At 57.1% G+C, this 26,552-nt stretch carries 30 protein-coding genes and 2 pseudogenes; 10 read left to right on the top strand and 22 right to left on the bottom strand.

Annotated features, from left to right (window positions below):
* The first annotated feature begins 84 nt into the window (after positions 1-84).
* From istA to AC4ANE_RS12360, 4 genes are all read left to right on the top strand, one after another.
* Positions 85-1,584: an IS21-like element ISPsy20 family transposase gene (istA, locus tag AC4ANE_RS12375; protein ID WP_122302115.1), complete on the top strand. Its 1,500-nt coding sequence runs from the start codon at positions 85-87 to the stop codon at positions 1,582-1,584.
* Complete coding sequence (istB, locus tag AC4ANE_RS12370; RefSeq protein ID WP_031598096.1) at positions 1,577-2,380, top strand: IS21-like element ISPsy20 family helper ATPase IstB; 804 nt, start codon at positions 1,577-1,579, stop codon at positions 2,378-2,380. The genes istA and istB overlap by 8 nt, the downstream gene beginning before the upstream one ends.
* Before the next feature lie 210 nt (positions 2,381-2,590).
* The gene (locus tag AC4ANE_RS12365; protein ID WP_081050545.1) at positions 2,591-3,046 is read left to right on the top strand and encodes a topoisomerase DNA-binding C4 zinc finger domain-containing protein; all 456 of its coding nucleotides are present in this window, start codon (positions 2,591-2,593) and stop codon (positions 3,044-3,046) included.
* Positions 3,047-3,400: 354 nt separating this feature from the next.
* Complete coding sequence (locus tag AC4ANE_RS12360; protein ID WP_058886976.1) at positions 3,401-4,039, top strand: hypothetical protein; 639 nt, start codon at positions 3,401-3,403, stop codon at positions 4,037-4,039.
* 21 nt (positions 4,040-4,060) lie between these two features.
* Here the strand turns inward: AC4ANE_RS12360 and AC4ANE_RS12355 are convergent.
* Positions 4,061-4,258: pseudogene (locus AC4ANE_RS12355) on the bottom strand (SGNH/GDSL hydrolase family protein); the annotation flags it as partial.
* A gap of 167 nt (positions 4,259-4,425) precedes the next feature.
* Here AC4ANE_RS12355 and AC4ANE_RS12350 point away from each other — a divergent pair.
* The 3 genes from AC4ANE_RS12350 to AC4ANE_RS12340 are packed head-to-tail and all read left to right on the top strand — an operon-like array spanning position 4,426 to position 5,799.
* On the top strand, positions 4,426-4,929 hold the full coding sequence (locus tag AC4ANE_RS12350; protein ID WP_002553420.1) for an Hcp family type VI secretion system effector: 504 nt from the start codon (positions 4,426-4,428) through the stop codon (positions 4,927-4,929).
* Positions 4,930-4,940: 11 nt separating this feature from the next.
* The gene (locus AC4ANE_RS12345) at positions 4,941-5,372 is read left to right on the top strand and encodes an STM2901 family protein (RefSeq protein WP_460408952.1); all 432 of its coding nucleotides are present in this window, start codon (positions 4,941-4,943) and stop codon (positions 5,370-5,372) included.
* Complete coding sequence (locus AC4ANE_RS12340) at positions 5,350-5,799, top strand: DUF1493 family protein (protein ID WP_058886975.1); 450 nt, start codon at positions 5,350-5,352, stop codon at positions 5,797-5,799. The genes AC4ANE_RS12345 and AC4ANE_RS12340 overlap by 23 nt, the downstream gene beginning before the upstream one ends.
* An 81-nt stretch (positions 5,800-5,880) precedes the next feature.
* Here AC4ANE_RS12340 and AC4ANE_RS12335 read toward each other — a convergent pair whose 3' ends face one another.
* The 10 genes and pseudogenes from AC4ANE_RS12335 to AC4ANE_RS12290 form a co-directional block, all read right to left on the bottom strand.
* Positions 5,881-7,125 carry an SGNH/GDSL hydrolase family protein gene (locus tag AC4ANE_RS12335; RefSeq protein WP_460384846.1) on the bottom strand — a complete coding sequence of 415 codons (1,245 nt, stop codon included), beginning with the start codon at positions 7,123-7,125 and terminating at the stop codon, positions 5,881-5,883.
* Positions 7,122-7,301 carry a hypothetical protein gene (locus AC4ANE_RS12330; RefSeq protein WP_019741277.1) on the bottom strand — a complete coding sequence of 60 codons (180 nt, stop codon included), beginning with the start codon at positions 7,299-7,301 and terminating at the stop codon, positions 7,122-7,124. The genes AC4ANE_RS12335 and AC4ANE_RS12330 overlap by 4 nt, the downstream gene beginning before the upstream one ends.
* Positions 7,302-7,357: 56 nt before the next feature.
* A pseudogene (locus AC4ANE_RS12325) lies at positions 7,358-7,802 on the bottom strand (DUF2514 family protein).
* Positions 7,799-8,332 carry a glycoside hydrolase family 19 protein gene (locus tag AC4ANE_RS12320; RefSeq protein WP_058887065.1) on the bottom strand — a complete coding sequence of 178 codons (534 nt, stop codon included), beginning with the start codon at positions 8,330-8,332 and terminating at the stop codon, positions 7,799-7,801. Before AC4ANE_RS12320 ends, AC4ANE_RS12325 begins: the two are co-directional and overlap by 4 nt.
* Before the next feature lie 64 nt (positions 8,333-8,396).
* Entirely contained in the window at positions 8,397-9,737 is a 1,341-nt protein-coding gene (locus AC4ANE_RS12315; protein WP_058887066.1) for a tail fiber domain-containing protein, read from the bottom strand.
* 23 nt (positions 9,738-9,760) lie between these two features.
* Positions 9,761-10,486: a hypothetical protein gene (locus AC4ANE_RS12310; protein ID WP_058887067.1), complete on the bottom strand. Its 726-nt coding sequence runs from the start codon at positions 10,484-10,486 to the stop codon at positions 9,761-9,763.
* A gap of 426 nt (positions 10,487-10,912) precedes the next feature.
* Positions 10,913-14,653 carry a TipJ family phage tail tip protein gene (locus tag AC4ANE_RS12305; RefSeq protein ID WP_460408951.1) on the bottom strand — a complete coding sequence of 1,247 codons (3,741 nt, stop codon included), beginning with the start codon at positions 14,651-14,653 and terminating at the stop codon, positions 10,913-10,915.
* Positions 14,654-14,707: 54 nt separating this feature from the next.
* The gene (locus tag AC4ANE_RS12300) at positions 14,708-15,295 is read right to left on the bottom strand and encodes a tail assembly protein (RefSeq protein WP_058887069.1); all 588 of its coding nucleotides are present in this window, start codon (positions 15,293-15,295) and stop codon (positions 14,708-14,710) included.
* Positions 15,292-16,074 carry a C40 family peptidase gene (locus AC4ANE_RS12295; RefSeq protein WP_058887070.1) on the bottom strand — a complete coding sequence of 261 codons (783 nt, stop codon included), beginning with the start codon at positions 16,072-16,074 and terminating at the stop codon, positions 15,292-15,294. Before AC4ANE_RS12295 ends, AC4ANE_RS12300 begins: the two co-directional genes overlap by 4 nt.
* A 2-nt stretch (positions 16,075-16,076) precedes the next feature.
* Positions 16,077-16,775 (bottom strand): phage minor tail protein L, encoded by a 699-nt coding sequence (locus AC4ANE_RS12290; RefSeq protein ID WP_003370693.1) that lies wholly within the window; start codon positions 16,773-16,775, stop codon positions 16,077-16,079.
* A 181-nt stretch (positions 16,776-16,956) separates the two neighbouring features.
* On the opposite strand from AC4ANE_RS12290, the gene AC4ANE_RS12285 reads away from it, so the two are divergent.
* Positions 16,957-17,184, top strand: coding sequence for a protein L (locus tag AC4ANE_RS12285; RefSeq protein ID WP_223216248.1), 228 nt, complete (start codon positions 16,957-16,959; stop codon positions 17,182-17,184).
* A 199-nt stretch (positions 17,185-17,383) separates the two neighbouring features.
* On the opposite strand, the gene AC4ANE_RS12280 is transcribed toward AC4ANE_RS12285, so the two are convergent.
* Entirely contained in the window at positions 17,384-18,364 is a 981-nt protein-coding gene (locus AC4ANE_RS12280) for an IS5 family transposase (RefSeq protein ID WP_044424202.1), read from the bottom strand.
* A gap of 74 nt (positions 18,365-18,438) precedes the next feature.
* Here AC4ANE_RS12280 and AC4ANE_RS12275 point away from each other — a divergent pair, with 74 nt between their 5' ends.
* The gene (locus AC4ANE_RS12275; RefSeq protein WP_460408949.1) at positions 18,439-18,600 is read left to right on the top strand and encodes a hypothetical protein; all 162 of its coding nucleotides are present in this window, start codon (positions 18,439-18,441) and stop codon (positions 18,598-18,600) included.
* A 14-nt stretch (positions 18,601-18,614) separates the two neighbouring features.
* On the top strand, positions 18,615-19,874 hold the full coding sequence (locus AC4ANE_RS12270) for an IS256-like element ISPsy17 family transposase (RefSeq protein WP_054082596.1): 1,260 nt from the start codon (positions 18,615-18,617) through the stop codon (positions 19,872-19,874).
* A gap of 374 nt (positions 19,875-20,248) precedes the next feature.
* Here AC4ANE_RS12270 and AC4ANE_RS12265 read toward each other — a convergent pair whose 3' ends face one another.
* From AC4ANE_RS12265 to AC4ANE_RS12220, 10 genes are all read right to left on the bottom strand, one after another.
* The gene (locus AC4ANE_RS12265; protein WP_057446852.1) at positions 20,249-20,593 is read right to left on the bottom strand and encodes a phage tail protein; all 345 of its coding nucleotides are present in this window, start codon (positions 20,591-20,593) and stop codon (positions 20,249-20,251) included.
* Positions 20,593-23,163: a phage tail tape measure protein gene (locus AC4ANE_RS12260; protein ID WP_095178994.1), complete on the bottom strand. Its 2,571-nt coding sequence runs from the start codon at positions 23,161-23,163 to the stop codon at positions 20,593-20,595. Before AC4ANE_RS12260 ends, AC4ANE_RS12265 begins: the two co-directional genes overlap by 1 nt.
* A gap of 47 nt (positions 23,164-23,210) precedes the next feature.
* Positions 23,211-23,363, bottom strand: a complete 153-nt coding sequence (locus tag AC4ANE_RS12255; protein ID WP_474200106.1) for a hypothetical protein — start codon at positions 23,361-23,363, stop codon at positions 23,211-23,213.
* A gap of 50 nt (positions 23,364-23,413) precedes the next feature.
* Positions 23,414-23,851, bottom strand: a complete 438-nt coding sequence (locus AC4ANE_RS12250) for a phage tail assembly chaperone family protein, TAC (protein ID WP_024691401.1) — start codon at positions 23,849-23,851, stop codon at positions 23,414-23,416.
* A 9-nt stretch (positions 23,852-23,860) separates the two neighbouring features.
* Positions 23,861-24,361: a phage tail tube protein gene (locus tag AC4ANE_RS12245; RefSeq protein WP_236471192.1), complete on the bottom strand. Its 501-nt coding sequence runs from the start codon at positions 24,359-24,361 to the stop codon at positions 23,861-23,863.
* A 62-nt stretch (positions 24,362-24,423) separates the two neighbouring features.
* Entirely contained in the window at positions 24,424-24,792 is a 369-nt protein-coding gene (locus tag AC4ANE_RS12240; protein ID WP_057446206.1) for a DUF3168 domain-containing protein, read from the bottom strand.
* The gene (locus AC4ANE_RS12235; protein ID WP_057446205.1) at positions 24,792-25,277 is read right to left on the bottom strand and encodes an HK97-gp10 family putative phage morphogenesis protein; all 486 of its coding nucleotides are present in this window, start codon (positions 25,275-25,277) and stop codon (positions 24,792-24,794) included. Before AC4ANE_RS12235 ends, AC4ANE_RS12240 begins: the two co-directional genes overlap by 1 nt.
* Positions 25,270-25,608 (bottom strand): phage head closure protein, encoded by a 339-nt coding sequence (locus tag AC4ANE_RS12230; protein ID WP_057446204.1) that lies wholly within the window; start codon positions 25,606-25,608, stop codon positions 25,270-25,272. Before AC4ANE_RS12230 ends, AC4ANE_RS12235 begins: the two co-directional genes overlap by 8 nt.
* Positions 25,608-26,084: a head-tail connector protein gene (locus AC4ANE_RS12225; RefSeq protein WP_057446203.1), complete on the bottom strand. Its 477-nt coding sequence runs from the start codon at positions 26,082-26,084 to the stop codon at positions 25,608-25,610. The genes AC4ANE_RS12230 and AC4ANE_RS12225 overlap by 1 nt, the downstream gene beginning before the upstream one ends.
* A 3-nt stretch (positions 26,085-26,087) precedes the next feature.
* Positions 26,088-26,492 (bottom strand): hypothetical protein, encoded by a 405-nt coding sequence (locus tag AC4ANE_RS12220; RefSeq protein WP_223216226.1) that lies wholly within the window; start codon positions 26,490-26,492, stop codon positions 26,088-26,090.
* Positions 26,493-26,552 lie beyond the last annotated feature (60 nt).

Raw genomic sequence — 26,552 nt, 5'->3', positions numbered from 1 at the left:
AGGCTGTTCTGCCGACTGAAAACTGACCCAGGTGTTCAACTGCTTCTGCTCACTTTTTGAGCAGGAGAACACAGGGTGATCAGCATGGAAATGTTGGGAAAAATCCGGCGGATGTACTTCCGCGACAAGCTCTCGCTGCATCAGATAGCCAAGCGTACCGGGCTGTCGAGAAACACCATCCGAAAATGGGTCAGAGCGCCCGAAGCCAATCAACCAGCGTACCAACGGTGCGCATCCTTCAATAAGCTCAACCCTTTTCACGAGACCTTAGAGCAGGCGCTCAAGGCTGATTCGTTCCGGCCAAAACACAACCGTAGGAGCGCCAAGGCACTTTTTGAGCAGATCAAGGCCGAGGGTTATGACGGCGGTTACAGCCAGCTCACGGCGTTTGTCCGCTCTTGGCGGTGCGAGCAAGGCAAGTCTGTACGCGCTTTTGTACCGCTGACTTTTGCCCTCGGTGAGGCCTTTCAGTTTGACTGGAGCGAAGAAGGCCTGCTGATCGGTGGCCTGTTTCGACGTATCCAGGTCTCCCATATGAAGCTGTGCGCAAGTCGCGCGTTCTGGTTGGTTGCGTACCCCAGTCAAGGCCACGAGATGCTGTTTGATGCCCATACACGTTCGTTTGGAGCGTTGGGTGGCGTGCCACGTCGCGGCATCTACGACAACATGAAAACGGCTGTCGACAAGGTTAACAAAGGCAAAGGCCGCACGGTCAATGCCCGGTTTTCCGTGATGTGCGCGCACTATCTGTTCGATCCGGACTTCTGCAACGTGGCCTCTGGCTGGGAGAAAGGCATCGTCGAAAAGAACGTGCAAGACAGCCGGAGGCGAATCTGGCTCGATGCTCAAAATTGCATGTTCCATACCTTCGAGGAGCTGAACGTCTGGCTCGGCCAACGCTGTCGTACGCTCTGGGCTGAACTTGTACATCCGCAGTACAACGGTTTGACGGTGGCAGAAGTCCTGGAGCTGGAGCAGGCTGAAATGATGCCGATGCCGACGGCCTTTGATGGCTACGTGGAACGCACCGTCCGTGTCTCTAGCACCTGCCTGATCAGCGTGGCGCGCAATCGTTATTCGGTGCCTTGCGAGCGTGTGGGTCAATGGGTCAGCAGCCGTTTGTACCCTTCGCGAATCGTGGTCATTGCCGACGAAACGGTGATCGCCAGTCACGAGCGCCTCTTTGATCGAGATCAGATCGGTTTTGACTGGCAGCACTACATCCCACTCATCGAACGCAAGCCTGGTGCACTGCGCAATGGCGCTCCATTTGCTGATCTGCCAAAACCGTTACAGCTTCTTAAACGCGGACTGAGGCGTCACACCAACGGTGATCGAATCATGATGCAGGTACTGGCTGCTGTGCCCATCGCCGGTCTCGAACCAGTGCTGGTGGCGGTGGAGCTGGTACTTGAATCGGGAAGTCTGAGCGCCGATCACATCCTCAATGTCGTTGCCCGCCTGACCTCCACCGCACCACCTCCCTGTGTAGAAACCAGCCTGCAACTCAAAGTGGCGCCGGTTGCCAATACAGCACGCTACGACCGGCTCCGTACGACCGATGAGGAGAATCGCAATGCGTGACCTAATGACTGAACTCAAAGAACTGCGCCTGCACGGCATGGCCAGTGCTTGGGAAGAACTGGTCTCTCAAGGAACAGCGTCGACGGCTTCATCGAAATGGCTGCTGGAACATCTGCTTCAGCAGGAACATGCGGATCGCGCGGTGCGCTCGGTGAATCATCAGATGAACATGGCAAAACTCCCCATGCACCGTGACTTAGCTGGCTTTGACTTCAGCGCTTCCAGCGCTGATGCCCGGCTGGTCAGCGATCTATCCAGCTTGGCGTTCACTGAAACCGCGCAGAATGTCGTGTTCATCGGCGGCCCTGGCACCGGGAAAACACACCTGGCCAGTGCCTTGGCTGTATCCGGAATCACGGCCTACAACAAACGCGTGCGCTTCTTTTCCACGGTGGATCTGGTGAATCTGCTGGAGCGTGAGAAGTACGATGGCAAGGCAGGGCGAATCGCCCAGGCACTGCTGCGCACAGACCTGGTGATACTGGATGAACTCGGATATTTGCCCTTCAGCCAAAGCGGTGGCGCCCTGTTATTTCACCTGCTGTCCAAACTGTACGAACACACCAGCGTGGTCATCACCACCAACCTGAGCTTCTCGGAATGGTCGAGTGTGTTTGGCGACGCCAAGATGACCACCGCGTTGCTGGATCGGCTGACACACCACTGCCACATCGTCGAAACGGGCAACGAGTCCTACCGCCTACAACACAGCACATTGGCTGCCCAGACAAAGATCAAAACACGCGAACGAAAGCGAAAGGACGGAAATGATATCGAGGACGATGAGCCATTTTGATCCGCACCATAAATGCCCTGCTGCATGCGGTGGGGCTTGATGCGTCTTCAATCGGAACACTGCTGCTAAGCTTATCCACAATTGCTGGGGCAAAAATCAGCAATCCGTCCTGGGTCAATTTTCAATCGGCAGGGTGGGTCAGTTTTCAATCAGCGCCAACACGTGTGCTGCTACATTGTGAATAACCCGATCAAGCGCAGGAAGCTCGTCATGGATGGAAAGCAGTTTTCACGCCGCGCGTTGTTGCTGTTAGCTGCCGCAGTGCTTACCGACACAGCGTCCGCTCGCGGTGGAGGCCGCGGTCGGCGTGGATGGGGAAGGAGTCGTGGCGGATCATCGGGCGGCCTTGGCCTGATCTTATTTATCGCTGGCAGCATTGGCTGTATCTGGCTATACGGTAAGTTCTTCGGGCGGTCCTCAGCCCGACATATAAAGCCCCTTTCCGGTCTACCGGCCAAGCCAGCGCATGGTCCCACCGCACACACGCACCCAATAGGATCAGTCAAGCCGCCTGCCGATCTGGAAAATTTGGGGCTGTGCCCCAGGTGTGGCAGCACTATGCGTCGTAGAACAGTGAAGAGAGGAAGGTATGCGGGACGCACATTTATGGGCTGCTCCACCTACCCTAATTGCGTCGGGACTCGTAAACCCCGTCTCCCTGGATAAATTCTTACTGACCATATTGCAGCAGTATGGGAAAAGGTCGATCCAAGCCCTTGCAGGTAAAGGCTCAAGCCAAGAAATTGTCTAATGCACATCGGCGTTTTTGGCTCGGTTTCGACCAATAAAACCGATTTATCATGCCCGAGTATTAGACAGAAACCCCCTCCCCCGGCGTCCTGCCGACGAACACCACTCCCCAAATCTGAAAGACCCAACTACTGTATGCCCATACAGCAATTGAGAATCACCCCCATGAACGAGAGCAACAGCTCAGAAGCCTTGGCCGAATGGCACAAAAGGCTCAACGACAGGAGGCAGTGGACGAACCCCGGGGTCACTTACCGGTTTCTGGCACGCATGGCCGAAGACATGCAGGCTGGCGGGCTGGTCGATCCATTGGAGCGCTTTGAGCTCTTCGAGCTGGCCAGCGCTGCTTTCTGCCACTTCACCGAGGAAGGCAACCACGAATGGCGGCATCAGGCGTCGGACTATCTGGCCTACAACAAGGGCGGTGTAATAGTCGGCAGCCTGCTCAACTCCCGATACGTGCTTCATGAGGCCGACCAGTCGCCCTACCATGCCGCCCACTTTGCATTTCTCGACGAGAAAAACGAACTCATCATGAGGGATTACAAGAAGTACGGCGTGCTCGAGGGTCGCTACATCTACACCGAAACCGGCCAGACGCTGACGCTGGTTGAGCAATCCAGGCAGATCAACGGTGTGAGCTATCAACGCCTGAGCGATGAAGATCAATATCGAGCGCTCGTCGACGCCTCAGCGGTAGCCCTCGAACAAGGCGACTTCAAGGCCTACGTTTCGCTGTGGGAGCGTCATAGCTACTCGATATTTATCAGATGCCTTCACTGCCTGGACGGATTCGCAGTGCGTGACGATTGCACGCACTGCGATGGACGAGGCTTTATCGAAGACCCGGAATGCCCGAACAAGCTGCCGCAGTCACTCAGCCGCCAACGAGGCGTTCCGACAGAGTAGCGGAGCGGCCCGCTCGCCCACCTATATCTTGGGTATCCCGAACTGCGCGGCCTTGACCGTCGAGTCCTGCGGCACGCCTGCTGCCAGGTACAGGCCCATGCGCGAGGTGATCACGGTTTCACTCAGGTCAATAGTGCCGCGCTGCGTTTCCAACGCCCCGGCAAAGCTGGCCAGCATGGTGAACGGCTCTTGGTACTTGCCCATCGACCGGCACTCGAACTTGGTCGGGTTCCCACTCCAAGGATGTGGTGGCGCAAGTTCAGAGTGCAGTGTTGCGGGACGCCAATCTGCGCCGACGAAAAGGGCGCTCACGAGTCGCAAAGGCAGACTTTATGCTATCGTGCTACGGCAATAAATTACATTAAGAGATGTTCCAAGGAGCCGGAATGAGTATAGATGCATATCTTTGGATTGATGGCATTAGTGGAGAGTCTACGGACTCTGACTGCAAAAACTGGGTTGAGATTACCACTTTTTGCTTGTCAGCCGCTCAGTCGGTGTCAAGAACCGCAAGCTCGGCTGGTGGGGCTACAGTTGGTCGAGTTTACTTAAGCGACTTCAGCATTGTAAAAGCTGTTGACATTGCGACCCCTAAGATTCTCGAGGCATGTTGCGCAGGGCAACATATTAAGCAAATGAAGCTGTACGTACGTCGTGCTGGCGGCGAAAAGCAAAAATATCTGGAATATGTGTTTGACGAAGTCATCATAAGCGGCGTTGCCTCCGGCAATCTATTTGAGCGATCGCCTTCAAGTTTTCCAGAGGAGGTGATAAGATTTAGTTACGCCAAAGTCAGCATGCAGTATTCACAGCAAAGCCGAACCACCGGCTTGATAATTGGACAGATCTCCGGTGGCTGGGATCAAATACGAAATAGCACTTACGCATAAGGATATTTTAAGTGGCGAGAATATATTGTTATGACGGTGACTGCGGACTAACTGCAAATGAACTACTTTATGTTATTGCCACAGAGGTGGCAATGGAGGAATTTGGACTGGACGATGTAGGGGCTGCATTAGGCATCGTCTTAGGCGCCAACATAATACCAACTAGAACAAAGCCTGGCGGAGCGACTAATAACACTTCCGTCATGTCTATAGTAATGCGGCGCACTCTAAACAACCGCAAGTTTCCTGGAGACTTCAGAGCACCATCTCTTACAGGATGGTTTCCGCCGCACCTCCGATGGACAAGAAGCATTGGTGGCTTCATCGCACGAGCAACACCCGTTATAGGATGGTCCTATACTGCATACGAGCTTGGCAAAATAGGTTACGTAACGGTGAATACCTACAATTCTATCGTAGATGAACAAGATCAGGTTTTTTAAAATGGATAGAAGCGATCTAAACTATGAAGTAGTTGATTATCTTGTAGAGAGAATCTACTTTTATGTAGGATTTAGCCGAAAGGCATTCGAGACTCTCAGCCTCGCTACTAGAGTCAGTTGGGAGCTAGGGCTTGATGGTGACGACGCCAGTGACTTTATGGAGAATTTTTTCGAACACTTTGGTGTTGAATCCGGCGACTACGACCACTACCGTTACTTCAAGCCAGAAGGGACTGACATTTTCGTATTCTTTAGATCTAAAGATCGGCGCGCAAAGACGGCAATGACGTTAGGCATGTTGTATAACGCAGCCCAAACCAAGGCATGGAACTGCGAAACTCTTGAAAAGACCAACTTTAGCACTTTGCCAATTTACAATCGAACCGAAGAAATCCCTATTGAGGGTTTTAGCATAAACACCAGGTAATATTTATATTAGAGGATAGCTTAGCAAAAACCCAAGTGACTGAGCTCGTTCAAAAGCGCACCTCATCCTCGGCATAAATATTTAAACCTTGCGAATCCCGAACTGCGCTGCCTTGACTGTTGAGTTCTGCGCCACACCTGCAGCCAAGTACAGGCCCATACGCGAGGTGATCACGGTTTCACTCAGGTCAATAGTGCCGCGCTGCGTTTCCAACGCCCCGGAAAAGCTGGCCGGCATGGTGAACGGCTCTTGGTACTTGTCCATCGACCGATAGTAAAACGTGGACGCAGCACCGCTGACCGTCTTGGTGATGGTTAACTCAGCCTCCCAAGCCAGAATGCCGCGCGACGAACCCATGATTTCCACCGCCGACACCATTTCGATAACGTCGCCGGCTGCCAGGTTGGTCTGTACCACGTTGGCCGTGGGCTGCATGTAGATGTAGCCGCCCGCCGCCGCCATGTTGCCACGCAGCTCGATGCACTGCGCCTCGCCATAGGCGGCAGGCTCCTTGAACCAGCGCGTGGTGATACCGGTCAGGCCAGAGCCAATGGCTTTGTAGCCGTCCGCAAGCACCGACCCGGCCAGAGCGTTCACGCCAGCAGGCAGAGAACCGCCGGTGCCCGCCAGCAGAGGGTTGGCATTGAGGCAGCCGAACGGGCGGATGGCCGAGTAAACGTCGCCAGCGTCAGTGGGCAGCGGGATGCCGGGGAATTCGAAGTTGGCGGTGATGATCGGCACCACCCGTGAACTGATGAACTCGGCGCCCAGGATGTTGGGATGCAGGCCCTCGACTGTCATCGCTTCGGTGAAGCCGTCCCAGATGTTCACGACCGGCACGAACTGGCTGACATAGTTCAACACCCAGTCCTTGTAAGCGATCGCATCGGCCAGCGCCTGCCCGGTCAACGCCCTGCTACCGAAGCGCGGCGTACCAGTGCCGACGATCAGGTGCTTGCCGGGCGTGTTCAGGAACGCGGTGACGATCTTCATCACGTTGGCTTTCGTGTCGGCCAGGCTCATACCTGCCGTGGTGCTGTCATTGGTGCGCGACAGCAGCAGCCACAGGTCGGCAGTGGACGATGCAATGCAGGCGGGAAGCCTGGCCAGAAACTGCCCGGTGTGGTCCCCGAGCTTGCCCTGGTTGTCGACGTAGCTCGGGAACAGGCCGGTACGCGCCGCGATCCAGCCCGCATAGCCATAGGCCTCGGTGCCAAACGCCGTCGCCGCGATGGTGTGGCAGTTGCCCGAGAAGCTATCGCCGAGCAGACCCAGGCCGCGCCGGATCGGTTGGCGACGTGGGATTGGGTTGACCAGAAGGCTCATGCGTAGACCTCAAATGAAGCGCCAGCAGCGGGCACGTAGCGGATCGTCGCGGGCGGAATGCTCAGCTGATAGCCACCGTCTTTCCAGAACGTGTCGGTGGTGATCCAGTTATCACCGGCCTGGATCTGGACCGTCACCGACCCGCCGTTCGCCTTCACTGCCAACGTCACTTTCATCGTGCGGTCGTAGGTTTCTTGCTTCGTTGCTGTCTGCACAGTGCTTCCCCGGCGGCCTACGGCCTGGCTGAATTGGTGGTACTGGATAGCTCATCGACAAAGCGGTTACACGCCTGCCCTGCTATTTGGGACTGGTCATAATCCTTAGCCAGCTCTCGCGCTCGCGCGTCAGCCCTGCCGAGCAAGTCGGAGAGCACCATTGCGGCGCGGGTGGCTGCCTTGCCTCGCTCGGAAGCTCCGGTATCGCTGGGCACGCAACTTGCCGTGGCTGCCATTTTTCCGGCTTCGATGCGCATGAGCTCACCAGAAGCATCATCGACAGAGCCATCAGTAATCGCAGCGGGCCACCGCTTCGGATTGGGTGCTGACTTCCTCGGCCCACTTCGCCTTCCAGGCCAGATCGGTGACGGTCACGCCGTGCAGGTATGCCCCGTACAACGCACCGGCCAGCGCCAGCAGGATCAGCAGCAGGCCGACCGCCTTCCACGGCAGGGCCTTCACGCCAGCACCTCAAGCGCCCGGGTGTGCAGCGCCTGCCGGTCGGCAAGGCCGTTCGTGCCGCCGTTGATGCGACGGGTGATGGTCAAGAAGTCGCCCTTGTCCGCCAGCGTGTTGAGCGCGGCCCGGTGCCAGAACCACCCCGCCGACATCGCGGCGTGCTGCGCCAGCTCGAGCAATTCGGGATGGTTGATCAGATCCAGGCCCAGCGCTTCGGCGCACTCGGCATAGTTCGCCCGACCAGTGATCTGGATCAGGCCGCGCCCACGGTATTTGGAGCCATCGCCCGGCACGGTATTGCCCAGATCTTTGCGCCCCTCGTACCCCAACTGCTGCGGAGTCGGCCCCCAAATCTCGCGGACGTAACGCAGCTGACCGGACTCATGACCAACCTGGGCGATGAATGCAGCAATGCGCAGCGGGGTCACGATCTGGTACTTGCTCATCGCTGTGTTGAGGACGGGTGCAAAAACGCTGGCTTTCTGGCCGGCGTTCGGGAGGATCTGCAGTAGTTGCTGCGCGGTGATCGGCATCGGTGTTTCTCCAGGCAAAAAAATACCCGCTCAATGGCGGGGTGCGGGTGCTGCTGTTCTGGTGTTATGCGGCGGCAGGTTCTGGGGCTGGTTGAATCGATGCCTTGAGCGCCGCCAGTTCGGCACGCAGCTCTACCGATTCTGAGTGCAGCTCTTTGACAGCGCCCATCAGATCGGTGATCAAGGCCATCGGGTCCAGCTGCTGAATGCGTGCGTTGCCATTTTCGTCGACGCCGTCCTTCTCGCCGGTCACGGCCAGTGGATTTACCGCCTGCGCCTCATGTGCAATCAGGCCTTGATAGGTGGTGCCATCGCCACGAAACACTGCGCCGAACACCTTGCGCTGGTAGGTGACGATTCTGTAAGCGTTGATGCGATCGCGGTACGAAGGCACTTTCGCATCGGCGATGTACTTCTTGAACCGGTAGTCAGACCCGAACAGGGTCATCGTCCCGACGTAGGTGTTGTCGATCCAAACATCAACGTTCGAGCCGGTCCAGTTGTAGTTGTAGACAGTTCCGCCACGACCGGCGCTCAGACCTGCCCTGCACCAGGTGCCTGCTGACTCAAGTCTCCCTGTGATCTGCATCGCACCCTGTAGTGTCAGCACGCCCCCTGCTTGGTTGATCAGCCTGACGTCATAGTCTGCTGTAGTGTTGTTATAATGAAAGTCGATATAGGGAGCGTTGTTGCTGAGTTCCAAGCCGGCAAACGTGGGAGCAGAGGCCGGGCCGATACCTAACGAATTACGCGCTGTAGTCTGGCTGTTGCCGCCGGTGCCGCCTGATGCAATGCTGATCGGGGCAGCAGTCACAGAAAGCGACGAAACCGTAAGCAACCCTTCGTAGCTGTACGTCATTGCTGGCCCGGTGGCTGTATTACCAGCATTCACTGACCGCCAGGTGAACCCGCCAGCACCGCCGCCACGGTTTACAACGAAGTGGCCTTCACCCTGAGAATTAGAGTTCCAGCCCATGTACATGCCTTGCACGTTGTAAAGCGCGCTGGCCTGCTGAACACCGACCTCAGAAAAAATAACCCGTCCGTCCGAGCGGCCAGTGCCGCCCTTGGCTACCGGAAGCGTGTCGTAGTTACCGGTGGTGCCGAGTGCGGCCAGCTGCGTACCGAACTTGTTCACCAGCGCGCGCAAAGCATCCGCTGATTCTTTGACGTAGCCCTGCAGAGGGGCAAGCGCATAGCCGCCCGCGCTGTTGCTTGCGCCTTGGTAGTTCGGCGCGATCGACATCGCCGTGTCGCTGGCGATGTTCGTTACCTCGTACCAGCCACCGTCAGGGCCGCGAAATCCATCGCCTACTCGGCTATTTGCAATGAAGGCCGTACCACTACCGATAACGGCGTTCGAATTTTGGGTAACGGAAACCGTCCCGGCTTTATACCAAGGCATGCGTGCAACTCCAAAAAAGGTGCTTAGTTATAATATCTAGAGACAGGGAACTTACAGACCGGAATAGCAAAGCTTGTCTCATTTACTCCTTGGTAATACCAGTATCCGCCGCCCGCGATTTGAGCGTTTATTTGCAAAACTGGCACGCCGTTAGCGAGCAGGGTAAGCCCCGCGAATTGGACACCATCTGCAAACCACATAACTCCCCGATCTATACTGGAAATGCAGACAAAGTCATCAGCATCGATAGTTAGATTGCTGTTATAAATATCGACCAAATCGCCTTTTTGTAATGTCCAGCCTTTGGCAAACTTACTATATCTGACAATTTTGTCAGAGGACGAAAATACTATGCGCCCACCTTCATCCCGAATATTCATTCCGTAGACCTGGGAGCTTGGCTGATCAGCGAACTTGCAAGAGACGAATTCCATAGAATAATTCTGAAGCGTCCCGCCAGGCCTAACTGCCGACGTCACCAAAAAACCAGTCCAGTTACCGGGACTTCCAGACATGGTGGTATAAACACCCAAGCTTGGATGACTACCACTTATATGCCTGACAAAAATCTGGGGCGGCTCTTGGGTCAGAATTGGCCGGGCGAACACTACAGATCCAAACCCTTCCCTATCGGTATATTGGGAAGTGATAGCGAACTGGCCTCGCTCGGAAAATACCAGCACCTTGTACTTGCTACCGATAATAACCGAGCTTGCCCCATTAACTGCAGAGAAACCATAGTCCACCATCACCCTACCCTCACAACTTCCACTACAGACTCAACAGCATGCTCTATCCATTCATCCCTGAAGCGCCCGCCCACACCGGTAGGGCGTTTTCTGTTGACGTAAGTGAATATTCCAATTCTCGTCCCTCCCAAATCTTTATACGTGGGAACATACCCCCACGCATCGGGGGTGCCAGGTTGACCATAGGAAGCGTATTGTCTAGGGGTAATTAATACGAAGCACTTCGCAGGATCATAGTTAGGAACATCCATTAGAATATAATCACTTCGAACGCCCTCACCGCTTGTGCGAGAGGCTGGAATAACAATCGAAGCCAGCTTTCTAATAGTAAAATCTTCCATCCCTAAAGTCTGAGCATTGCTAGCGTCTCGCACTCGCACTCCATAAGTATCCATCTTTTCTCCGAAATGGTTTATCAGTACGAGATTAAGACGCGGTCAGGCGGCCTACTGCCGTGCGTTCTACAAGGTTGGCGTCATACACATAGAGCCCGCGATTATTAAGCAGAGTCGAACCGTCAGCATCTTGGCTCCGGATATTCACTGCTCCAGTCACAAAGTTGAGATCTAACAAAGGTTCGCCACGCGAGTTCTTTGCCTGGGATGTGATCGACATTCCCGCAATGATTTCTTTGATGAAGGCCGTGTTGATGATCGCGGTGTTGATAAACACCTGCCCGCCTTGCACCACAAACGGCGCAATCATCGTTCCGCTGGCCTCGTCCAGAATTGCGAAGCGCTGCGCAAAAGCAAGTATCTGCGACTCCTGCTGCTGCCCCTCAACACCTATTGCCAGCCCTGCCATGACCGTACGGCCACCGACCGTGGTCGAAGTTTTTATGGTCGTGAGAGATGAAACCTTGCCTCCTAGCGCCGAAACGGTGTTAGTTGCCGTTTCAGCACTGGCGCTCGCCCCGTTGGCTGTCGATTGCGCAGTGGTTACCTGGCGGGACAACGCACCATCAGCGTCCGCTCTTGCTGTTGCCTCGCTCCGGATGGCGGCCTGACTCGCATCGACTGCCGCACTCAGCGTTGTGATCTGCTGAGCAGTGGCCTGCCTGTCAGTCGCAATCGTCGTTTCAACGACGCTGATTTTCGACTCATTGCCGCCGACCCGAGAATCAAGCAGTGTGGTGCGCTGGGCCTGTGCGAAGTCCTGTTCCGTCCTGACTTTCACTTCCTGTGCGTAGCTGGCCGTGCTGTCCCACCCCTTGAGCGCGTCTAGCAGATCGCCTTCCCCACTGTCGGCACGGTACTGAGCCTGCACCGCCTGAAGCTGGCTAGCGGTAACGCTGGTCTTGCCGTCCACCGTACTGATGTCAGCGGTGTTTTTCGTTACCTGAGCTGCCAGAGCGTTGGCGGTTCGGATTGACTGGCCGCTGTTAACCCAGTAGGTCGGGTTCGGCGGAGCATTCGATCCGTTGGCAGCCGCTGGCACCGCCGCGATAGCAGTCCAGAGGTTATCGCCCACGCGCACGGTGTTGTCCCGCACGTAGGCGTCGGTCGCCACGTAGGCCAGCGCGTCGGTGATTTCGCCGATCTCACTTTTCAGCTCGGCAATCCGTTGATTTACCGAGCCATCCCCATCCCCGGATATTTTGCCGAACTCGGAGAACAGCTGCTCACCCAGGGCGGACGCGTTGATCTTGCCGAGGAAATACTGCTCATAAGCGGGCTGGTCAACACTTACCTGTCCGAGCACACCTTTATCTGCTGGGAACCAAGGCCCGACGTTTCCAGACCGATCGACAATACGCGCCCAGAAGAACAGGTTTGTCCCCGGCGTGATGTTTTGCAGTTCGTGACTGGATTGTGGATAGGCAAAATCTGCAAGCTTTGTCGCGGTGGTTAGATCGTTGATCCTGCTGTTCCATATCTCGGTGCGCTGCGCATCTTCCGCGCCAGCCGGGAAAGTCCACTTCAGGCCTATCCCATAGATCAGCGGGGTGGCAGTCAGCGACGTGACGGCGGGCGGCAAGCTGGTCTTACCCTGCAAGTTCGTCAGCAGTGACGTGGCGGGCAGAGACGAAACCTTCAGGGCACTGACAGCGCGCACCCTGGCCATGTACTGGCCGGAGTAGATGCCCGGCACGTCAACCGACTGCTCGCCCGTGCGCGGCACCTTGACCCACTCACGCGAGCCCCAGCGCCATTCAACATCATATCCGACTGCGCCCGGCGCAGCGTCCCAACTGATGGTCATGTTGGTGACGGCGATACCCTGCTCGATCACGACGTGCTGGGTCACGAACACGGCGCCCGGCGCAGCCTGCACGCCCACCGGAATGCCGCTGATTGGGCGGATATCCACCACGGCGCCGAAGTCGATGGCGTCAAATTTGCTCGGCTCGTGCTGGATGCACTCGAGCTGGTACTGGTGCCATTCCGGGCGCGTGATGTTGCGCACCAGAAACTGCATGGTTTTCAGGTCGTCGTATTCAAGTATCCAGCCGCATTCGGCTTCCGGTACTTCGCTGAAGTTAGCAGCCAAGGTGACCCGACGACCGCTGAGCGAAGTGATCACACGCGCTTCGGTCTTGCCGCTGGGCAGGTTTACCCGCAGCTTGGCACCTGTCGAAAGATCGATATCGCGGTCAACGGTGATGACGCGCCCCGCCACCGCGCTGATACGCCCACCGTTGGCACGACCGGCCAGCATGGGGTCAGCCACAGCGATAACCTGCCCGGTCTTGGGAATGCCGCCATCAAGGCCGACACGAAAGGTCGCGCCTCGTGTCTGCGTCTGCTCGGTGATCAGCGCGTACTGGCCTGCCCGCTGCGCTTGGCCAAGCGAGGTGCAACCGTAGGCGTCCACCGCCAGTTCGTTGACTGATCCGCTTTCAGCCAGCGCCACGTCATCGAATACAGGCTCTTTGTCTGTCTCGAAATCCTGCGCCGGGTCATCCCACGTCACCATCGCCAGGTTGTGGCGGTCGCGCGCGCGGGTGCCCGAATACTGAATCTCGCCGTTGTTCAGGATCTGCGACGGGTTGTAGGTGTAGACCGGGTCGCCGGGCATATCAGCGTTGAACGTGATCTGGCTGCCGTCCCATGTGCTCGCGCCGTGGAAGATGGCCGACAGGTCTTGCAGCACCGCGTATGCGTCAGCCTGCTTTTGCAGGTAGATATTGCAGGTCAGCCGAGGATGCAGACCCCCCATGCCGTTCGGCACCATCTGGTCGCAGTACTGCGCGATTCGATACAGGTTCCAGCGGTCCACCATCGTGGCGTCAATACGATGCCCGAGACCGTAATACGGATTCAGTGCCAGGTCGTAGCACACCCAGGCCGGGTTGTTGGTGTAAGCCTCTTTGAAAGTGCCGTCCCAGATACCGTTGGTGGTGCCTGCGCCAGACGCGGCATAGGTCCGCGTCTCTGGGTCGTAGTTCGTCGGCACGCGCACGATGCGACCGCGCATCAGCACTGCAATCTTGGCGATATCGCCGCCGAACTGCTCGGCGTCATATTCGACGCAGCCCACGGCGGTGAGCGGAAACTCCTGATCGCTGTCTACGACCTCGGCCACCGCCTCGATAAACATGCTGTCCTGAATCAGCGAGCTGTTGGCCTCCGGCGTGATCCGGCGCACGCGCATAGTCCAGCGGCTGCCCGCAGGCAGGTTGATGCGATGACTGCGCTCGTACTTGGTGACGTTCTTGCGGTCTACGGAGTCCGCCAGGACCTGAACAAACGGCCCGCCATCAGTGGCCAGGTCGATCGCGTAATCGATTCGCACGCCGTTTATATTGCCGCTCTGGTCCTGCGACTGGAGTTGTGGCCAGCTGAACCGGATGCGAAGCGCATCCAGCACCGGGTTATTCACGGTGCGCAGGTAAGGTGTAGTGCTGAGCAACTGCTGGTTTACGTCGACTTCGTTGCTGGACTCGGCAATGCCCTCAAGGCGCTGCTGGTTCAGCTCGCCATTGCGGAACTGCCACTTCACGCCCGGAAAATTATCTGTGCCGTCCTCGGCCTCCAAAGGAGTGCCGTCAAGCTTGATTGACCGACGACCGTTCACTGGGCCGACGATCGGCCCCCAGCTCCACAGGTAGACGATGCGCGCGGTGGCAATGGAAGCTGTGCTGTTTAACGCAATCGTCGGCTGCTTCTGTGTGGCCTCGCCGCCCTTGCTCCCGCGAATGCTTCGCGCTGCTACCGCACTTGCCATACCGCCCCCAGAAAAAAGAAAACCCGCCGAAGCGGGTCTGGTGTTACCTGATGATCAAATCTGATCTTGTGTGTAAATGCCGCCCGACTCGACGGCACCGCCGATCTCTCGTTCGCCGTAGAGCACGGGATAGGGGTTGCCCTGGGCAACAGTGGTCACTGCGCCGCCGAAACCGTAGCTGGGGTTGTTGCCGTCATCGTTGTTGTTGCCCACGCTGGCAGTCGTTGTGGGAGAAAGCATCTGCACCACACCACCGAGGCCGACCGCCGCACCCGCGCCAAGCAGACCCATGCCCAGCGCTGTAGTCGTACCGCCAGAGAACAGGCCGCCCACGACGAGCGCCACGCCCAGCACCACCTGGAACAACCCGGCCTGCTTGCTACCTTGGATCAGCGGCACGATGCGGATATCGGTGTTGTCGCTGCCCTGCATATCGAACTCGGCCTCGCCGGCGTTGCGCTTGCCGCAGAAGACGCTGAACACCAAGCCACGCTCTTCGCCGGTCCGCAGAAACTTCTCGAAGCCGGGCTTCATCGCGCAAAGGGCATTCACGGCATCGCGCACGCTGTGCACGTCGATACGGTACTCCCGGCCGAAATGCTTGCGCAGAACGCCGTAGAGCACGATGGTGCGCATGGTCATGGGGTGTATTCCTTGTGGCGCAGGATCAGTTTCACGCGGTTGGCCATCGACCAGCCGTAGACCTCACGGGCAGCCAGGCGACCGGGCATGTGGTGATAGATGAACGGACCAGACCCGCCCAGTGCCGGCGCGTCCTCGCTGTGCAGGCTGGCATCGGCCCCGAGGTAGATCGCGGCGTGGTTCGGGAAGTGACAAGGCCTGCCCACGGTAGGGACCTGGAACACCAGCAGGTCGCCGCGCTGGGGCTGTTCGACCCGGACGAAGCCGCAGGCCTCGTAGTTCTCTTCGTAATGGCTGGGGCTGTCCGGATCTTCCCACCACAGTTCCTTGCGTTCGAAGTTCGGCAGCGGGAGTGAGGCCTCGCGGGCGTACCAGTCGCGGCAGGCCGCCCAGCAATCGAGCAGGCCATGAGAGAAGTCCCGGCCCAGCAAGGGGGCCTGGAAACCGCTCGGCTTGAACCACTGAATGTCACCGACAGGCCAGCTCACAATCGCCCAAGGCAATTCATGCAGCTCACAGCTGACCAGATCGGTCATGCTCGGCGTTGCGGCTCGGTCAGGGTGGCTGTGCACGATGGCCAGCACCTCGCCCCTGTCTTCTGCCGCCGCAGCGTCGTGCTTGTCGATCAGGAAGTGCTGCAGCGGGTTGGTGGCCACATTGCCGCACGGCACGTATTCACGCCCGGCCTCGGTCTTGATCAGCAGCCCGCAGGCCTCGGCCGGGTGTGACTGCTCGGCGTGCGCCCTCATGTCGTCCTGAAGCTTTTGATTGATTCGCATGGTTATCCCTTGGCGATCAGGCTTGCGCCCATGGAGCCGCCGAACCGGCGGGTATTGCCGCGCAACTTGCAGCTGCTCCACCAGCCCCCGCAGCGGTCAAGCGCAGGGTTGTCGGTGGGTTCGTTCTTCTTGTCGAAATACGCGGTGCCTGTGTAGGCGCAAGCCTCCTGCCGGTACTGGCCACGCATCGCCCAGCGGCACAACTTGGTGATCTGCTGGGACGGCAGCTGCTGGCCTTCCATGTCGATGGGGCTGGAAAGCTCGAAGCCGACCGCCGAAAAGTTCTCTTCGGTCTTCTGCTCGATCCTCCAAAGGCTGGTGCGGCTTTGATCTGCGGCATCTGGGTTGCCCCCGTCGAAGTTCGCGGCATCCAGGAAGTGCTTGAAGGTTTCGATCACCTTGAAGTCCGCGCCAGCGAGGTCCTTGAACTGAAGGCAAAGCGCTGACACTGCTCGCGGAATACCCGACAGCTCGTTGGCCAGCCTGAGCTTGGGTGTGGCTGGGCGGCCATCACCACGGATATCTAAACCGGTGACCTCGATCTGGATAGGCGAATACAGCTGGCCCTGCCAGATGATGTCGCCCTCATGCTCATGCCCGTGGAAGCGCCAGAGCGTGGCTCCCAGCCTCGTCGCATCCAGTTCGTACAGGCGAATCTGGTTCCCGGGCTCCAACTTTTGGATGTCCGCGCTGTAAATCATGGTAATTACCTATAAAAAACCCCGTACTTGGCGGGTGATTAGGGTCAAAAATTCCCACACCCACTGTTTATACAACCAGGAATGGATGAAAATCCAGTGGCGACGGTAGGATGCATGCGGTAGCGTCAAAGTTTTAACGGACTATAGGAATCAAATGGCTCTCGTGACTGAAGAGACAGTAATGCATCTGTCCAAGGCCAGAGCGTCGCTTCTGGGCGATGTCGAATGGAACAGGCTTCATGTTCCTGGAGAAAGTGCTCTGGCATCGGGAATTTATCGTTGCGAAGGATGTGGGGATGAAACTATTTCATTAAAAGGCGCATGCCTTCCTTTGCATGATGAACACAAGCATAGAGACGCGCGTAAAGTTCAATGGCGCTTGATAGTTAAAGCACAAACAAAGTTCTAAATAGTTCCTAAAATCCGTCGCGCTTTGCAGCTGAAGACTGAAAAACGACGATATTTATGTAAATGATGACCTAGGGATGCTCCGATCAACTTGCCGCGCAGCGGTGGCAAGCCGTAATTTGCCAGGCACATAGCGCTATTTTTCTGAAAACGGTCTGATGCAGTGTGAGTCGAGCGCGTTTTTCGCTCGGTTTTCCGTGTTAAGCGCGCAACTCACCCAAACCCATTAGTCGCTTTCGAGCCATCCACAGGTTCGACAGGGCGAACAGCGTGGTCAGTTGGGCCGTGTTTTTCATCAGCCCACGAAAGCGTACTTTCACGTAACCAAACTGGCGCTTGATGACCCGAAACGGATGCTCGACCTTGGCGCGTGTCTGCGCTTTGCAGTACTCGATCTTGCGCTTGGCTTTGTACAACAGGCTGCGTTTGTTCAGCTTGGAATACGTGCTGCGCCGCGCCGCGATTTGCCAGATCACGTTACGATTTTCGTGCTCTTCACGCTTCTCGACACCGGTGTAGCCAGCGTCCGCATAGACCGCGTTTTCTTCCCCGTGGAGCAGTTCGGCGACTTGAGTGACATCGGCCACATTGGCCGCAGTGCCATGGACGTGATGAACCAGTCCAGACTCAACGTCAGCGCCGATGTGGGCCTTCATACCGAAGAAATACTGGTTACCCTTCTTTGTCTGATGCATCTCGGGATCACGCTCGCCGTCTTTGTTCTTGGTCGAGCTTGGGGCATGAATAATGGTGGCATCGACGATGGTGCCCTGGCGCAGCGACAGGCCTTTTTCCTGCAAATAACCGTTGATGACCGCGAGGATTGCAGGAGCCAGTTGATGTTTCTCCAGCAGGTGCCGGAAGTTCATGATCGTGGTGTCTTCCGGTATCGGCGCACTCAACGTCAGGCGTGCAAACTGGCGCATGGGGGTGATTTCGTAGAGCGCTTCTTCCATGGCCGGATCACTCAGGGAGAACCAGTTCTGCAGCAGGTGAATGCGCAGCATGGTTTCCAGCGGATAAGGTTTTCTGCCACCGCCGGCCTTGGGGTAGAACGGTTCGATCAGGCCCAGCAGACCTGTCCAGGGGACGACCTGATCCATCTCGGCGAGGAAGCGTTCGCGGCGTGTCTGCTTGCGCTTGCTGGCATATTCGAAATCGGAAAAGCTCATCTGGCTCATGGGAGGCTCGGATCAGGTGGTCAGGCGATTTTCGCATAACCGGGACTTGTTCGGAGATTCCCTAGGAGGTCAAGATGTCTGATGTAGAAAAGAGCGCGTTCGAAGCAGGCGTAATGTCTGCTCTTGCGGCAATCGCCGCCGCTCTGAAATCTTCGCCCGAATTCAACAATGAGGCACTGGTGAATATCGCACAACACGAGACTGTCAGAAATTTTGTGTTCGGGCATAACATGTAGCTAGAGGTGCATGTATGCCGACCAAAAAGAAGTCCGCCAATGCAACAGCGAGGGAGTTGCCCTCGATTCCCCAAGAGCTGATCGAGCAGTTTGTTAAAGGCCCGATGAGCGCCGAAGCCATTCAAGACGCGTCCATGGCGTTCAAGAAGGCTCTGATCGAGCGTGCGCTAGGCGCCGAGCTGGGTCACCACCTTGGTTACCCTCAGGGCGCGGAGCGCCCTGAGGAGTCGACCAATCAGCGTAATGGCAAAAGCAGCAAGACGGTTCTGACCGACGACGGGCCGCTTCGCCTGGATATCCCCAGAGACCGCGATGGTAGCTTCGCCCCGATCCTGATTCCCAAGCACGAACGACGTTTTACAGGCTTCGACGACAAGATAATTGCCATGTACGCCCGGGGCATGACGGTGCGTGAGATCCGCGCTTTTCTATCTGAGCAGTATGGAACTAACGTGTCCCATGACTTCATCAGCTCAGTCACCGATGCGGTCATGGAAGAGGTGGGCACTTGGCAGCAACGACCCTTGGAACCGATGTATCCGGTGATCTTCTTCGATGCGTTACGGGTCAAAATCCGGGACGAGGGGTTAGTGTGCAACAAGGCTATTTATCTGGCGCTGGGGGTATTACCTGATGGCACGCGCGACATTCTGGGTATATGGATCGAGAGCACCGAGGGTGCCAAGTTTTGGATGAAGGTGTTCAACGACCTCAAGACTCGTGGCGTTGAAGATGTTCTGATCGCCGTCACGGATGGCCTCAAAGGAATACCGGAGGCGTTGGGGGCGGTTTTTCCTGCCACGACGCTGCAAACCTGCATCGTGCATCTGATCCGCAACAGCTTGGACTATGCCGCTTGGGATAAACGTCGGGCACTGGCCAAAGCACTCAAGCCGATCTACCAGGCGATCAATGCAGATGTGGCTGAGCAAGAGCTTAACGCCTTTGAAGCGGGCCCCTGGGGCAAGCAGTATCCGACTGTGGTTGCTGCATGGCGTCGCGCCTGGGATCGGGTTATACCGTTTTTTGTTTTCCCGGCGGGCATCCGCAAAGTGGTTTACACGACCAATGCCATCGAGAGCATCAATGCCCAGTTACGCAAGATCATCAAGACTCGAGGGCACTTCCCGACCGATGAGGCCGCGACGAAACTGATATGGCTTGGGTTGCGCAACATCACCGCCAACTGGGGTCATGCGGCACACGACTGGAAAGTGGCAATGAATCAATTTGCGATCCTGTACGGAGACCGATTTACCAGACCGAGCTGGTAAAACAAGGGCCTGCCTGACGGCAGGCCCTAACCAGCCCGAACACAAAAAAACTGATACTCCCCACAACACATTTTGGATGCCGGGACACCGCACTCTTTTGACGGCCTTGAGGCAAAGCAAGCTTTTGCGCGCCCCTTACGCGTCTTGGTCAGCGATCAAGCTGCCTTGACACAATGGCTAGAAACAGGCAGCTCAAAGCATTAACGATATACTTTCATCGGCAGCATCGTCCTCAAGAATTAACCGGATGAATTGCTGCCGCCCCTCTGCATGCTCGGCATAGCCCCGCTACGTAATACTCCTTACACTCGGATACTTGAGTACGCATGACTCTTTTACTCTTGCTCCCTGAGCTCGGCTAAATTCTCAAGTTGTCACGGGTTAAAAGCTTGTTTGAAACTCACGGACAGTGAGTGTAATCCACCTCCCAAAGTAGCCGGCTTGTAACCTTTCGCTCTATAACGACCTTGGGAGCCACCAGGGGGCGTCCAGTAAAACGACTTGTAGCCTTCATGTCGGTCGAGAAAGTCCCGCACCTGTTGCAGCTTCTGCCCAGGCCCGTACCTTCCAGTGACGGTTACGTCCCAAGCTTCAGATCGGTTGTTAATGCCCACTCCACCGGATTGGCTGTAACCGTCACCGAAGTCGTTCTCCCAGGTGCGCTGTGAAACATCGCCCGAGGCGCCTACCTGCACATCAAAATCGAATGTCTCAGCCATTACGCGCGCCTCCAGAGCAAACCGCCCTGCCTCATCTCCTGCTGGAGAACCTGACGGACCTGTGCAGCAGCACTGTCGCCTATTGCTTTACCCTGACTTGCCGCTTCAGCAGCGCTCATACCGGGCTGAGCCTCGACGGTGACAGGTACGCTGATACTGATCGGCGTAGACCCGCCGCCACCGACAGACTTGTCAGCCAGGTACTTGGTCAGGTCGCGGTTTTGGTTCGGGTTGAGCACGCGCTCACCGCCATCGAGCAGCCAGGTGCCTTCCTTCGGAATATTGTCCATACCGTTGTGAGCCATACCGGCGAGCGCCGATGAGGACACTGCGGCGACCATTGGCGCAGTTGCAGCAGCAGCGGCGAGTGCGGCAGCCGGCGCAGCAGCTGGACCGATCAGCGGGATACCGGCGGTCGATGCGTAGGCGTTCAGCGCTGCCTGCGCAGACGCTGCCTGCGCGTTGGCGATCAAGCCGGTTGCCGCCGTCGATTGGCCGCTTTTACCAACGAGCAGTTGAATGCCCTGATAGACCAGCCATTGCGCCGCCATGTCGCTCAGAGCGTTGATGACCGACTTGGACATGCTCCCAGCGAAGTCAGCGATAGCGTCTCCAGCATCCTCTGCACCGGTGACCACGTCCGAGAACACGTTGCCCAGGCCGCCGGTCAAATCATTCAGGCTGCCCGACACGAAATCGGCCGCGATCGCCGAATAGTCTTCGGCCGCATCAACGTAGTTCTGCCAAGCATCACTCACGCCAGCCATCCAGTTGGACTGGGCCTCGTCAATCCGATTGTAATAATCCTGCTGGATGACCATTCGTTCGGCCAGCGCCTCGGAGAGCATGCCGGTCTCTATGGCGTACAGCTCATCGCTTAAATCGCCGGAGTTGCGCTGCGCTTGGAGGTCCGCAGCCTTGCGCGCGTAATCCTCCTGAATGGCCATATCCTGCTTCAGGCGGTCCCGGGCTTTGTCGCCCATCCCGGCGCCAGCTAGCTCCATGTCGAAGCCAGCATCGACGGAAGCATTTTCATCCTTGAGGGTCGCCAGGAAGCTGACCGCCTTGGCCTCCTCCTCGTTGGCAACCTTGAGCTTTTGGAGAGCATCCAGCTCCGATGCCAGTCCCTCGAGGCGCTTCTGCTGAACAGCGTTGATCCCGACCAGCTTGCCCGATGCAACTTCGAAGCGAATCTTGTCCACTTCCGTAGCGTTTTTCTGCGCGTCCTTGCTGGTATTGATCAGCGCGATCTGACGCTGCAGGTCGGTCTCTGAGCCCTTGACGGTATCGCTCAGTTTCTTCGCCGCCGACGCGGCGTCCTTTGCAGCCTGCTTGGCCGCTTCCAGAGCTTTAGGATCGACTCCGCTGCCCTTTCCACCCTGATCACTGAAGCCGGTACCACCAAATAGGCGCTGGTACTCGCCCGCAGCAGCCCGCGCATCGGTGATGTATTTCTGAATCGTATCGCCCGCGAGTGGCGTTTCGAGACTTGCCTTGATCCCAGCTGCCGCCTCAGCGGCAGCGCCAAAGTTCACTTTAGCCTCATCGCGCAGACGCACACTGTCTGCTATGAACTGTTTGGACACATCACCAATGGTGAACTTTGCCAAACCCGCCGCGACATCCGCCATCATCGAAGATGTATAGCCAACTGCCGTCGCATACATACCTACAAGGGTATCCGAAACGATCTTGAATACTCTCGTAACTCCATCGCCAGCGCTAACGACAAATGCAGTTGCGGTAACGAGCTTGTCGCCCATATCCCCCACGACCTTTGTTACACCGCCGCCCGCTTTGACGCTGTCGTTAAGGTCTTTTGTCAATTGCTGAACCACTGGCATGAAATCATCAGCGATCTTGTTTTTTGTCCCCTGCAAGTTCTGCATGAGCCCCACAAGCTCGCTCGAAAACTGTTTCGAGACGGCTATGGTTTGAACGCTGAGAATAGCGCCGGCGGACTCCGCAGCATCACCCAGCTGCTTGAACTCTTTCCCACTGTTGCGCAATAAGGGAACGAGCGCACTAGCCTCGTCGGCAATGCCTTCCATATAGAATGTCATTTCAGCCTGGGAGACATTCGCTTTCTCAAGGGTCGAAACATACAACTGAAGAGCTTCGGCGCTGTTGAGCTTTTTGAAACTTTCCGCTGTCACGCCGACTTTCGGCGCGATGACCTCAAAGAAGTCTTTCAGCTCGCCGCCGCCGGTGTTGAAGAAGTCACCCAGCTTGTCGTTGGTATCCTTGAAGATGTCCGCGAGCTTGTCCTGCTCAACGCCAACAGTTTTCGCGCCAGCCGCGTACTTCTGGAACTCGGTTGTTCCAAGACCGGCCAGCGCTGCAAGGTTGGAGATTTCCTTAGCGCTGCCGGCCGTGTAGGCGACCAGCCCTGTCAGAGCGGCAGGGACAGCTGCGATGGCAACGCCCACACCCTTGGCCAGGTTTTCAAAAGACTTGGCGATTTCCGCGTTGCGTTTCTTTGCCTCTTGGCTCGCCCTGTCAAGAGGGCCAGTGAAGGAACCGATCCTGGCCACCAAATCCAGCGTGAGCGTGCCCAGTGACTTGCTCATTCAACTCGCCTCCAAAGGTAAAGCCCGCTGTGCGGGCCTTTTAAGTTTTATGCCCAGCTTTCCATAGCCTGCTCGAGACTGATGGGCGGCTCGACCTCATGCTGCATGAAGTCGAAAATCTTGTACGGACCGTCCTTGTAATTCACGTTGGCGTACATCATTGCGAGCAATGCCGATCCGCGTTCCACCCGCATGCCGATGTTCAGAGAGCCACGTAGCTCCCGGTACTTCAGCCAGGACCTGAACTCATTCAGGCTGAGGGTTTCCTTGGCTTCCGCGATCGTACGCCCGCCGATGCCGGCGAGGACGAGCTCGTGCCAGAACTCTTCTTCGTCGGAGAGGGCGCCGTCTTTCCCAAGTTGTTGACCTGGGCGATGACTGTCAGCAACGCGAAAGTCAGGCTGGGGTCGAGCGAGCCACGCGTTGGATCAGCTTCACCGGTGATGTCTTCAACCGTGAAGACGGGCTTCCCCTCTTCGTCGCAGATACTTGCGGCAATTCGGCCCGCGTGAACCTGCACCTTGCCAGCGGCGGATAGCGCATCGTTGATCGCCGTTTGAAACCCCAGCGGCCTGACGTAGACCGTGGCGACGATTTCTTCTTCGCCCTGCTGCCATTTGATTTCTTTCTCAACGGGGCGGCCGGTAAACGCACCGACGCCGCGCAAGCTTTCAAGACTTAATTTCATCGCGATGCCTTATGCGTTAGCCGACTTGCGAATCCAGGCGGAGCCGCCGGAGCGCTGGATGGTGCCCGCAGTCTTCACGACTGTGTTTCCTGCGAAGTCGAACGGGAAGTCGGCGACATAGCCGTCGAACACGAACCAGGTGCGTGTCGGTGGCAGCTCGAAATCATCGCCATCCGTATTTAAGGTGGGCTTGACATCGAAGCCATCAGCCCAGCCAACGACCCACGACGTATTTTCGACCGAGTCGTCCTCGGAAAGCTGGTAAAGCCGGACGTGCGAGGCGTTTTTCGGATCAGCGTCTACTGAAAACGAAGCCTGTCCAGGCGTGCGCAAGCCGCGCAGGTATCGCCTTACCTTGTCACTCAGACACGTAATTTCAACTTGGTCTGCTGGGTTGCCGCCGGGGTTGAACGCTGTAATGCATTCCACCTCGATAACCTCCAGCTTTTTCGGGTCTGCGGATGTAGGCACCAGCGCATACATCTGAGTGCCTTGAGTCAAAATCGCCATTGTGTTCTCCAAATGTCGGGCATAAAAAACCCGCTCATGGCGGGCTGAAAAATTGGTTGGGACTACCTGAGCACTATCCAGTCGATATCGAAGCTCGACCGGTACAGCTTTGTTTCGGTGTCTTTGCTCTCGCCGCCCCAGCGGACCACATACGCTTTGAGCTCAATGGCGTGTCTGATGGCGTCGGTCACTGCCCTTGCCTGCGCGCCTGTGGCGGCATACACGTCGACTTGCAGAGTGAAGCTGTCGGCATCAGGACGGCCTGCGAGGTAGTTTTCTGGGCTGCCGGTGATGAGCTGCCAGACTGCATACGGCTTCGCCACGCCTTCGGGTGCATCATCGAACGGATAGAGCCTGGTGGGGCTGACGCCGAGTAGTGCCGTCACGCCTGCGTCAGCAGCGCATACCGCGAATATGGGTGCATATGACATCACGCCCCCCCTGAGGCCTTTGCCGCTTTTTTAATCGCGCGGTCAATGGCCTTCTCGTATTCAGTGATGAATGTGTTGGTTGCCTCGGCTATGTTGTCGGCCAAGGCTTTTCGCGCGAATGGATCCGCCCGCATTTTGGAAGTACCGAATTCGATCAAGCGCCAATGAGGCGTCGCAGCGTTCGCAGATTTGTCGCCGCCCTTCTTGAGGACAGCGCCTTGCAGAACACCAACCCGGAAACCCAGGTCCCCGCTCGACTTGAACAATTTCCCGTTCCAGCGAAGCGCGACGTTGTCAGCGATGGATCGGCCTGTTTCAGGGTCGTCTATCCGCTGCGCGCCTTCTTTCATCTTGTTGGCCACCAGCTGGGCAGCCTTACGCAGCGCCGACCGTCCGCCCTTACGCTTCATGTCCTGAGTGATCGATTCGAGTTTCCCAACGAGAGAGTCAATACCCCCCAGTTGGAAATCCACTGAGTCAGCCATCGTTGACCCCCTTGGCCACCAAGATGGTGAGATAGTCCAGACCTGAATCGGGATCGGGCAGCGGCGGGCCTTTGATGTCGTAGACATCACCCCGGTAAAGGATTCGCATCGTCGGCAGCACGCCGGCTCGGTAGCGGATAACCATCCTCGCGGTCGCCTCCGACTGGCTGGCCTGGGCAGCAATGAAATCCCTGGCGCTCAACGGCTCGACCGATGCGGGCACCGTGTCCCAAACTGTTTGCCAGCTCTCCAGCTCTTCGCCGGTTTGGGGGTCCTGCAGTCGGCCCAGCGCCTGGAACGTAATGCGATGTCGAAGTCGGCCGGCACGCATTACACGCCCATCCCGATGCGGTATGGCATAAGCAGCGACTTGGAGGCCAGTGGCAGCTCCGCGGCAATCGTGCCGATTACCACTTCCTCGCGGTTGGCGAAGAGGTTGCCCAGCTTGAGCAGGCATGCTGCCTGTATGGCCTTGTTGATCACGATGCCGAAGTCGTCCATATCTATCTGCTCAAAGCTTTCAGACAATGACTGGCGAGCGCGCTCGCGAAGACGGCAGCGAATATCAGAGTTTTCTGGCTCGTCGGCCAACTCCAGCGCGGCCCGGTATGCAGCTCTCGCGGCTTGAGTGCGCTGAATGGTGTCAGCCTTCACCTTATCGAGATCAGCCTGATCGGCATAGAACCGGCGCTGCAAAAACTGCATGACAGCTTCCTCCGCCGCGCCCAGAAATTCATCCACGAGCGGCTGATCCTCGGATTCTGCGTGCAGGTGATGCATGGCCGTTTCTATACTGATGACGGGCATGTGTCACTCCTGAGGTGGTTGGTTCTGCTCGGTTTTCGGAATCGAATTCTCGCCCTGAACCGGCGGCCCTTCGATAGGAGCATCAGGTTCAGGATTGACGGCGGGATCCGGTGTGGTGGAGGCTGAAAGTTTGGCCAGTTCGCTTTCGGCCTCTTCTTTCTTGCCGATAAACTCACCGACCTGAGCGCCCTCAGCGTCAATAACAATCCAGCGCTGCCCCTTCTTAGCAATCGTCAGCGCCGAGCGTTCACTGGAATTGGTGGTCAAAGCTGCTCCGACTTCGCCCACGATCTCGCAAAGCTTGAGCTGCTCCAGCTCCTTGGCCAGCCATACAGGCGCGGCATAAGGCTCGTTGTCGGTATCACGGATGATGCCGCGGTCCTCGTAAGCCCGCAGCGGTTTGATCAATAACTCTGACATGTCTCACCTCGGTGGGCCGGCGGTGCCGGCCACTTTAGGGGTTGCGCA

It is taken from the genome of Pseudomonas sp. Pme6b (genome assembly GCF_058129925.1).
The sequence above is the reverse complement of the archived record's forward strand: the minus strand, read 5'-3'. Positions and strand labels throughout refer to the sequence as shown.